Raw genomic sequence first — 5,943 nt, 5'->3', positions numbered from 1 at the left:
CCGCCGCCTCCACCTCCGGCTGGGCATCCGCCGGATCGTCCGCGGGCACCGCGCGCACCACCGCGACCCCGCTGAGCCCGACCCGCGAGACGGCGGGCGGCGGACGCGGCGCACCGCCCCGAGCGGCGGCGCCCGTCGCCCCGAAGCCGAAGCGGCGCCACCCCAAGTGGCCGTACGTCCTGGTCCTCCTCGTCGTGCTGTTCGGCGGTGCCGCGGTCATCGCCACGTCGCTGTTCGGCCCGGTGGTGTCGGCGCTGCTCACGCCCGCCGAGCCCACCGACTATGACGGCGACGGGTCCGGCGAGGTGCAGGTGGTCGTCAAGACGGGCGACACGGGCAGCACCATCGGCGACACGCTCGCGTCGCAGGACGTCGTGAAGACGTCGAAGGCGTTCTACCAGGCCGTCGTCGCCTCGGGCGGCGAGGTCGTGTTCCAGCCGGGGACCTACATCCTGCGGAAGCAGATGAGCGCGGCGTCCGCGCTCGCGATGCTGCAGGATCCCTCGAGCCAGAGCCAGGCCAAGGTCACCATCCCCGAGGGCCAGACCGCCGCGCAGGCGTTCGAGCTCATCGCGGAGGGCACCGGCACGCCCGTCGCCGACCTCGAGGCCGCGGCCGCGGATCGCGCCGCGCTCGGCATCCCCTCCGAGGCGCCGAACATCGAGGGCTACCTCTTTCCGGCCACCTACGACTTCCCGCCCGGCACCTCCGCGACCGACATGGTCAAGGCGATGGTGAGCCGCACCTTCGAGGCGCTCGACCAGGCCGGCGTGCCCGTCGCGGACCGGCACCGCGTGCTCACGCTCGCCGCGCTCATCCAGAAGGAGGCGCGCTTCGAGGGCGACTTCTACAAGGTGTCGCGGGTGTTCCAGAACCGCATCGCGATCGGCATGCCGCTGCAGTCGGACGCGACCGTCGCCTACGGGGCGCAGTCGGTGGGACGCGTCACGACGACCGACGCGGAGCGCGCCGACGACAACCCCTGGAACACCTACGTGCACCCGGGGCTCCCGGTCGGGCCCATCTCGAACCCGGGCGACCTCGCGATCAAGGCGGCCCTCGCGCCCGCGGACGGCCCGTGGCTCTACTTCGTCACCGTCAACACGATCACGGGCGACACCGTCTTCTCCGAGACGTACGAGGAGCACCAGAAGGCCGTCGCGCAGTGGCAGCAGTTCATGAAGGACAACCCGGGCAATGGCTGATCCGCGGACGCCGGCCGTGCGGCTGGCGGTCCTCGGCAGCCCCATCGCGCACTCGCTGTCGCCGCGTCTGCACGCCGCGGCGTACGGCGTGCTCGGTCTCGGCTGGTCGTACGAGGCCGTCGAGTGCACGGGAGCCCAGCTCCCCGCGTTCGTCGACGGTCTCGGATCCGGCTGGCGCGGCCTGTCGCTCACGATGCCGCTCAAGCGCGACGTGGTGCCGCTCCTCGACCGGCTGGACGACACGGCTCGCCTCGCCGGCGCGGCCAACACGCTGCTGCTCGAGCGCGAGCCCGCGGGCGCGATCGTGCGACGCGGCGCGAACACGGACGTCGCCGGGATCGTCCGCGCTCTCGACGTGGCCGGCGTCGAGCGGTCGCAGCGGGCCGTGGTGCTCGGCGCCGGATCCACCGCACGTTCGGCGGTCGTCGCGCTCGCCCGCATGGGCGCGCGCGAGGTCGTCGTCGCCGCCCGTCGGCCGGAGCAGGGACGGGAGCTCGCGCCGCTGGCCGACGAGCTGGGCGTCGCGCTCCGCACCGCGCCGCTCGACGACGCGGACGCCGCGCTCCGCGAGGCCGACACCGTGATCAGCACCCTGCCCGGCGACGCGGCCGCCGCCGTGCCGCTGCCCGGCGGCCTGCCCGAGGCGACCGTGCTTCTCGACGTCACCTACGCCCCGTGGCCGACCGGCATTGCCGCCGGGTGGGAGCACGCGGGCGGCTGGGTCGTGCCGGGGATCGACATGCTCGTGCACCAGGCTCTCGACCAGGTGCGCCTGTTCGTCGCCGGGGACGCGGACCTGCCGCTGCCCGACGAGGAGCGCGTGCTGGCGGCGATGCTCTCGAGCGTCGGCCGCGATCCGGATCGGGCCTGGACCGGCGCCTGACCCGTGGGTCCGTCCCGGCAGCTGCGGGAGGCCGTGGACCTGGGCCCGGCCGTGGGTCCGTCCCTGCCGCTGTGGGAGGATGGGGGCATGCTGCGTTGGCTCACCGCCGGGGAATCCCACGGCCCCGAACTCATCGCCGTCCTGGAGGGCCTGCCCGCGGGCGTGCCCGTCAGCCTCGACGGCATCCGCGCCGACCTCGCCCGTCGCAAGCTCGGCTACGGCCGCGGCGCGCGCATGGCGTTCGAGCAGGACGAGCTGAGCCTCTCCACCGGCGTCGTCCACGGGCGGACGCTCGGCAGCCCCATCGCGGTGCGCATCGGCAACACGGAGTGGCCCAAGTGGGTCGACATCATGAGCCCCGAGCCGGTGGATGCGGAGAAGCTGCAGGGCGCGCGCGCCGCCGCCCTCACGCGTCCCCGCCCCGGCCACGCCGACCTCGTGGGCATGCAGAAGTACGACTTCGACGAGGCCCGTCCCGTGCTCGAGCGCGCGAGCGCCCGCGAGACCGCGGCCCGCGTCGCCCTCGGCGCCGTCGCGCGCGCGTTCCTCGCCGAGCTCGGGATCACGCTCGTCAGCCACACGCTCGCCATCGGCCCCGTCCGCGTGCCCGAGGGCGCGCCCCTGCCGACGCCCGCCGACGTCGACGCGCTGGACGCGGATCCGCTGCGCTGCTTCCACCCCGAGACCAGCGCCCGCATGGTCGCCGAGGTCGACGACACGAAGTCCAGCGGCGACACGGTGGGCGGCGTCGTCGAGGTCCTCGCCTACGACCTGCCGCCGGGCCTCGGCTCGCACGTGCACTGGGACCGCCGGCTCGACTCGAAGCTCGCGGGCGCGCTCATGGGCATCCAGGCGATCAAGGGCGTGGAGGTCGGCGACGGCTTCCTGACCACCACGCGCCGCGGATCCGAGGCGCACGACGAGCTGTTCTCCACGGCCGCCGGCATCGGCCGGTCCACCGACCGCGCCGGCGGCACCGAGGGCGGCATGTCGACGGGCTCGGTCCTCCGCGTCCGGGCGGGCATGAAGCCCATCGCCACGGTGCCGCGCGCCCTCCGCACCATCGACACCGCCACCGGCGGCGCGGCCCCCGCGAACCACCAGCGCTCCGACGTGTGCGCCGTGCCCGCCGCGGGCGTCGTCGCCGAGGCCATGGTCGCGCTGACGCTCGCCGACGCCGTGCTGGAGAAGTTCGGCGGCGACTCCGTGGGCGAGACCCTGCGGAACCTCCGCGGCTACCTCGACGCGATCCCCGAGGGACGCCGCACGGGCGCCGACCTCGTGGACGAGGCGGACGCCGCGCCGCCCGCACCGCCCGAGGCCTGAGCGTGCCGGTCGTCCTGATCGGCCCGCCCGGCGCGGGCAAGACCACGGTCGGCCGCCGCGTGGCGAAGGCGCTGGGACTGCCGTTCACCGACACGGACCGCGTGATCGTCCAGGCGCACGGATCCATCGCCGACATCTTCCGCGAGCACGGCGAGCCGAGGTTCCGGGAGCTCGAGCGCGCCGCGGTCGCGACCGCCCTCGCGGACGACGGCGTCGTCTCGCTTGGCGGGGGAGCCGTCCTCGACCCCGCGACGCGCGCCGACCTGGAGGCCTGCCGCGTCGTGCTCCTCACCGTGAGCGAGCACGCCGTGCGCGCGCGGATCCGCGGTGACGACCGCCCGCTCGTCGACGGCCTCGACAGCTGGCGGCGCATCGTCGCCGACCGCGAGGAGCTCTACCGCTCGCTCGCCGACCTGACCATCGACACCTCCGACCGCCCGCTCCCGCGCATCGCCGGCGAGATCGAGCGCTTCGCCCGGGAGAGGCAGCCATGACCGACCAGAACGCCCCCGCACCCGACTCCGTGGACCGTGCCGCCGCCGAGCCCGACGCGCCCACCGTGATCCGCGTCTCCGGCACGCCCGGCTACGACGTCACCGTGGGTCGCGGCCTCGTCCAGGGCGTGGGCGCGCTGCTCGGCCCGCGCGTGCGCAAGGTGCTCATCGTGCACGCGCCCGCCCTCGCAGAGGAGGCATCGCGGCTGCGCGAGCGGCTGCAGGGCGACGTGGAGGTGTACCTCGCGGAGGTGCCCGACGCGGAGGGTGCCAAGCGCGTCGAGGTCGCCGCGTTCTGCTGGAAGATCATGGGCACCACCGACTTCACGCGCTCGGACGCCGTCATCACGCTCGGTGGCGGCGCCACGACCGACCTCGGCGGATTCGTCGCGGCGACGTGGCTGCGCGGCGTCATGCTCATCCAGATCCCGACGACGGTGCTCGCCATGGTCGACGCCGCCGTGGGCGGCAAGACCGGCATCAACACGTCCGAGGGCAAGAACCTCGTCGGCGCCTTCTACGCGCCGACCGCCGTGATCGTCGACCTCGACCTGCTCGCGACCCTGCCGCGGAACGAGATCGTCACGGGCTTCGCCGAGATCGTGAAGGCCGGCTTCATCGCGGTGCCCGAGATCCTCGACATCATCGAGCGCGACGTCGCGCGCGTCACGGACCCCACCAGCCCGGAGTTCCGCCGGGTCGTCGAGCTGTCCATCGCGATGAAGGCCGAGGTCGTGGGGGAGGACTTCACGGAGAAGGGCCGTCGCGAGATCCTCAACTACGGGCACACGCTCGGCCACGCCATCGAGCACGCCGAGCGCTACCGCTGGCGGCACGGCGCGGCCGTCGCGGTGGGCATGGTCTTCGCGGCCGAGCTCTCGCGCCTCACCCGCTCGCTGTCCGACGAGGCCGTCGACCGGCACCGGCGGATCCTCGACTCGCTCGACCTGCCGACCAGCTACCCCGTCGGCCGCTGGCCCACGCTCGTCGCGAGCATGAAGCGCGACAAGAAGGCCCGCGGCGACATGATGCGCTTCATCGTGCTCGACGGCGTCGGCCGTGCGAGCGTGCTCAACGGGCCCGAGGAGGCGCTGCTGTTCGCGGCATACCAGGAGATCGGCTCGTGAGCGATCCCGCGTCCGGACCTGCCGCGGATCCGCGTCCGGTCGCGCTCGTCACGGGCGTCGGCGGCGTCTCGGGCATCGGGGCGGCCGTCGCGGAGAGCCTGGCGCTCGACGGCTGGGACGTGGCGTTCGCCTACTGGTCCGGCTACGACGAGCGGATGCCGTGGGGCCGCCAGCCCGAGGATCCCGCCCGGGTCGCCGAGGCCGTGGTGCGCGCGGGCGGCCGCGTGCAGGCGATGGAGGCCGACCTGCTGGACACGGACGCCGCCGAGAGGCTCCTCGAGGGCGCCGAGCGGGAGCTCGGCCCGATCACCGCTCTCGTGCTCGCGCACTGCGAGTCCGTCGACAGCCCGCTGCTGGACACCACCGTGGAGGTCCTCGACCGGCACCTCGCGGTGAACGTGCGCGCGTCGCTGCAGCTCATCCAGGGCTTCGCGCGCCGCTACCGCGCAGTGCCCGGAGCCGGGCGGATCGTGGCCCTCACGAGCGATCACGTCGTGGGCAACGTGCCGTACGGCGCGTCGAAGGCCGCGCTCGACCGCATCGTGATCGCCTCGGCGCGCGAGCTCGAGGACGTGCGCATCACCGCCAACCTCGTGGATCCCGGCCCCACCGACACCGGCTGGTTCACGCCGGAGATCCGCGCGCACCTGGAGGAGACGACGCCGCGCGGACGCCTCGCCGAGCCGCGCGACGCGGCGGCCCTCGTGAGCTTCCTGCTGTCGGCCGAGGGCGGCTGGATCAACGGCCAGCGCATCCGCTCGGACGGCGGCCAGAGCGTCGGCTGACCCGCCCTAGGTGTACTCGGCCATGACGTTGGTGACACTTCGGGGCGTGTGAAGAGGCCTCCTGGCTTGATGGAGCTGTTCAGTTCAACCATCGCCAGGAGGCCTCGATGTCCCACGGTAATG

Annotated in this window: 6 protein-coding genes; all 6 read left to right on the top strand. The window is 74.0% G+C overall.

Going from position 1 to position 5,943, the window contains the following annotated elements:
• The first annotated feature begins 71 nt into the window (after positions 1-71).
• The 6 genes from mltG to HDR73_RS15770 all read left to right on the top strand — a co-directional run bounded on the left by mltG (position 72) and on the right by HDR73_RS15770 (position 5,820).
• Positions 72-1,205, top strand: coding sequence for an endolytic transglycosylase MltG (gene mltG, locus HDR73_RS15795; RefSeq protein WP_086935946.1), 1,134 nt, complete (start codon positions 72-74; stop codon positions 1,203-1,205).
• A complete protein-coding gene (locus tag HDR73_RS15790; RefSeq protein ID WP_012298161.1) occupies positions 1,198-2,088 on the top strand; it encodes a shikimate dehydrogenase in 891 nt (296 codons plus the stop codon). The genes mltG and HDR73_RS15790 overlap by 8 nt, the downstream gene beginning before the upstream one ends.
• Before the next feature lie 87 nt (positions 2,089-2,175).
• The gene (gene aroC / locus HDR73_RS15785; protein WP_041464369.1) at positions 2,176-3,414 is read left to right on the top strand and encodes a chorismate synthase; all 1,239 of its coding nucleotides are present in this window, start codon (positions 2,176-2,178) and stop codon (positions 3,412-3,414) included.
• A 2-nt stretch (positions 3,415-3,416) separates the two neighbouring features.
• Entirely contained in the window at positions 3,417-3,908 is a 492-nt protein-coding gene (locus tag HDR73_RS15780; protein ID WP_012298163.1) for a shikimate kinase, read from the top strand.
• Positions 3,905-5,035, top strand: a complete 1,131-nt coding sequence (gene aroB, locus HDR73_RS15775) for a 3-dehydroquinate synthase (RefSeq protein ID WP_012298164.1) — start codon at positions 3,905-3,907, stop codon at positions 5,033-5,035. Before HDR73_RS15780 ends, aroB begins: the two co-directional genes overlap by 4 nt.
• Entirely contained in the window at positions 5,032-5,820 is a 789-nt protein-coding gene (locus tag HDR73_RS15770; RefSeq protein ID WP_012298165.1) for an SDR family oxidoreductase, read from the top strand. Before aroB ends, HDR73_RS15770 begins: the two co-directional genes overlap by 4 nt.
• The last annotated feature ends 123 nt before the right edge of the window (positions 5,821-5,943 follow it).

This window comes from Clavibacter sp. (genome assembly GCF_014802555.1).
Lineage (GTDB): Bacteria > Actinomycetota > Actinomycetes > Actinomycetales > Microbacteriaceae > Clavibacter > Clavibacter sepedonicus.
Note: the sequence above shows the minus strand (reverse complement) of the source record. Positions and strands in the feature narration are given on the sequence as shown.